Raw genomic sequence first — 2,867 nt, forward strand, 5'->3', positions numbered from 1 at the left:
GGGTACGGGGGTCGGCACCCCTCGCCCGCCCGGCATTCGGGGGTCTCCCGGGGTCGCGCGAGGGCTCGTGCCACGCCTCCCGGAGCGAACGCGGGGGACCACAGCGCCCACGGGGCCGGGACCGGGGCGGAACTCCCGGGCGGGGCTCCCCCGGTCCGGTGGTCCACCCCGCTCGCCGGGCACGGGACGCGTGCCCGGCGCCACCGGGCGGTGGGGCGGCCCGGGGTCCGCGACGCCCTCGCGCCGGGTGGGAACCGCGTCCGGGTCGTCCGGGTCAGGCGCCGGTCGTCCCCGGCGCCGCCGCGGTGGACTCGCGCACCACCAGATCGGTGGCCAGGGTGGCCTGCGCGGCCGTCCGGCCGTCCTCGTCCACGGCCTGGAGCAGCAGATCGACGGCGGTGCGACCGGCCGCCGGGGTGGGCATGAGGATGGTGGTCAGCTTGGGGCGGTTGAGGCGACCGGCCACCGTGTCGTCGACACCGACCACGCTCAGGTCCCCGGGCACCTCGGTGCCCAGTTCGCCCAGGCCCTCGATGAGGCCGATGGCCACCAGGTCGTTGTAGGCGATCACCGCGGTGACACCGCTGTCGCGGACCGCCGCCGCCGCGGCGATGCCGCCCCGCTCGGTGGGCGCGTTCGGACCGATGACGGTCAGGCGGAGGTCGGCGCGCCGGGCCGCCTCCGTCGCGGCGCTCTTCATCTGCTCGCTGCTCCACGAGCCGCGCGGACCGGCGAGGAGGGCGATGCCGCGGTGGCCCAGGCCCGCGAGGTGCTCGACCGCCAGCTCGGTGCCGTGCCCGATGTCCATCAGCACCGCCGACAACCCCTTGACCCGGCGGTTGACCACGACGAAGGGCAGTTCCAGCCCCAGCCGTTCGATGGCCTGGTTGGTCAGTCGGGGGGCGACCAGCACCACGCCGTCCACCTGCTTGGCGAGGGTGCGGATCAGCTCCTCCTCCGCCTGGGGGTCCTCGTCGGTGTCGGCCACGAAGACGTGGTACTCGCGCTCCCTGGCATAGGCCTGGGCGGCCTTGATGAGCGGGGGGAAGAAGGGATTGGCGATGTCGGAGACGATCAGCCCGAGGTTGTGGGTGCGGCCGGTGGTCAGCGCGCGGGCCGCCCGGTTGGGGCGGTATCCCAGCTCGGCGGCGACGGCCATCACCCGCTCCCGGGTGGGGGTGCTGACCAGGTTGGGGGCGGAAAAGGTGCGCGAGACGGTGGAGACGTGCACCCCCGTGGCCCTCGCGACGTCACGAATCGTTACGGCCACTGCTGTGCCGCCTCCCCCGTCGGTCGGCCCGCCGTGAAGCGGTAAACCGTGGTCGATGTGTACTCCTCGCCCGGGCGCAGGACGGTGGAGGGGAAGTCCGGCCGGTTGGGCGAGTCGGGGAAGTGCTGGGTTTCCAGACACAGCCCGCTGCCCCTGCCGTACTCGGCGTCGGCCAGCATGTTCCCCGAGTAGAACTGCACCCCGGGTTCGGTGGTCGAGACCAGCATGATACGGCCGGAGGTGGGTTCCGTGACCCGGGCCACCGGTACCGGTGTGCCGTCGCCGGCGGGGGCACGGAAGACGTAGCAGTGGTCGTAGCCGCCGGCGACCTTCAGTTGCGGGTGGTCGTCGGCGATGCGCTCGCCGATCCGGTGGGGCCGGGTGAAGTCGAAGGGGGTGTCGGCCACCGGTTCGGGTTTCCCGTCGGGGATGAACTCCTCGTCCACCGGCAGGAACCGGTCGGCGTCCAGGGTGAGCTCGTGGTCGTCCACGGTGCCGCCGCCGGCGAGGTTGAAGTAGCTGTGGTTGGTGAGGTTGACGTGTGTCGGCGCGTCGGTCACCGCGTGGTAGTCGATGCGCAGCTCGCCGCCGTCGGTGCCGGGCACCAGGGTGTAGGTCACCCGGGCCCGCAGTTCCCCGGGGTAGCCCATCTCCCCGTCGGGGCTGACGCGCTCCAGCACGATCCGCGACTCGTCGACCTCGACCGCCTCCCAGACCCGCTTGTCGAAGCCCTGCGGACCGCCGTGCAGACCGTTGCGGCCGTGGTTGCGGGGCAGCCGGTACTCACGGCCGTCCAGGGCGAAGCGGGCCCGGGCGATGCGGTTGCCGTACCGCCCCACGACCGCGCCGAAGTACCGGCTGCGCGCGACGTAGTCCTCCATGGACCCCAGGCCGATGACGACACCGCCCTCGTCCCCGCGGGCGTCGGGAACGCGCAGCGATTGGATGACACACCCGTAGGTGAGCACCGCGGCGGTGATGCCGTGGGCCCGCAGGGTGTGTCGCCGGACCGGGGTGCCGTCGGGGGTGCGGCCGAAGTCATCTCTCACGCCACCCACAGTAACCTGCAAACGGTTGTAAACAATACCCGCAGGAAGTCTTGACGTTTCTCCGGTGTTACGCCACGGTTCTGCAACCGCTTGTTATGTGGATGGGAGAACCGGGACCAATGAAGGTGCTCGTGACCGGCAGTGCCGGCCGATTCGGACGCAGCGTGGTCGCCGCGTTGGCGTCCCGTGGCCACGAGGTCATCGGGGTGGACCTGACGCCGGGCCCCCAGGGACCGTGCGCGGCGGTGCTTCCCGCGGACGTCACCGACACCGGTGAGGCCTTCGAGGTGGTCGCCCGGTACCGGCCGGAGGCGATCGTCCACCTGGCCGCCATCGCCACGCCCTTCGGTCGCACCGACGCCGTGACCTACCGGGTGAACACCTCCGCGGCCTTCAATGTATGCCAGGCGGCGGTCCGGCTGGGAGTCCCCCGCGTCATCGTCGCCAGCAGCCCCACGGTGATGGGGTACGGCGCCCCCGGCGGATGGACCCCCGAGTACCTCCCCCTGGACCTGTCTCTTATACACAGCTGACGCTGCCGACGAAGC

At 72.2% G+C, this 2,867-nt stretch carries 3 protein-coding genes; 1 reads left to right on the forward strand and 2 read right to left on the reverse strand.

Annotated elements, in window-relative coordinates; translation table 11 throughout:
• Nucleotides 1-274 precede the first annotated feature (274 nt).
• Together FOE67_RS21680 and FOE67_RS21685 are read right to left on the reverse strand one after the other, a co-directional pair.
• Nucleotides 275-1,270 (reverse strand): LacI family DNA-binding transcriptional regulator, encoded by a 996-nt coding sequence (locus tag FOE67_RS21680; RefSeq protein ID WP_182666521.1) that lies wholly within the window; start codon nt 1,268-1,270, stop codon nt 275-277.
• Nucleotides 1,261-2,319 carry an aldose epimerase family protein gene (locus tag FOE67_RS21685; RefSeq protein WP_182666522.1) on the reverse strand — a complete coding sequence of 353 codons (1,059 nt, stop codon included), beginning with the start codon at nt 2,317-2,319 and terminating at the stop codon, nt 1,261-1,263. Before FOE67_RS21685 ends, FOE67_RS21680 begins: the two co-directional genes overlap by 10 nt.
• Before the next feature lie 119 nt (nt 2,320-2,438).
• On the opposite strand from FOE67_RS21685, the gene FOE67_RS30980 reads away from it, so the two are divergent.
• A complete protein-coding gene (locus FOE67_RS30980; RefSeq protein WP_182666523.1) occupies nt 2,439-2,852 on the forward strand; it encodes an NAD-dependent epimerase/dehydratase family protein in 414 nt (137 codons plus the stop codon).
• Nucleotides 2,853-2,867 lie beyond the last annotated feature (15 nt).

Origin of the sequence: Streptomyces calidiresistens (assembly GCF_014141525.1) — a bacterium.
GTDB classification, from domain to species: domain Bacteria; phylum Actinomycetota; class Actinomycetes; order Streptomycetales; family Streptomycetaceae; genus Streptomyces; species Streptomyces calidiresistens.

Excerpts from the sequence above, each read along its gene's own strand:
- FOE67_RS30980 (WP_182666523.1), top strand. The coding sequence starts at position 2,439 with ATGAAGGTGCTCGTGACCGGCAGTGCCGGCCGATTCGGACGCAGCGTG.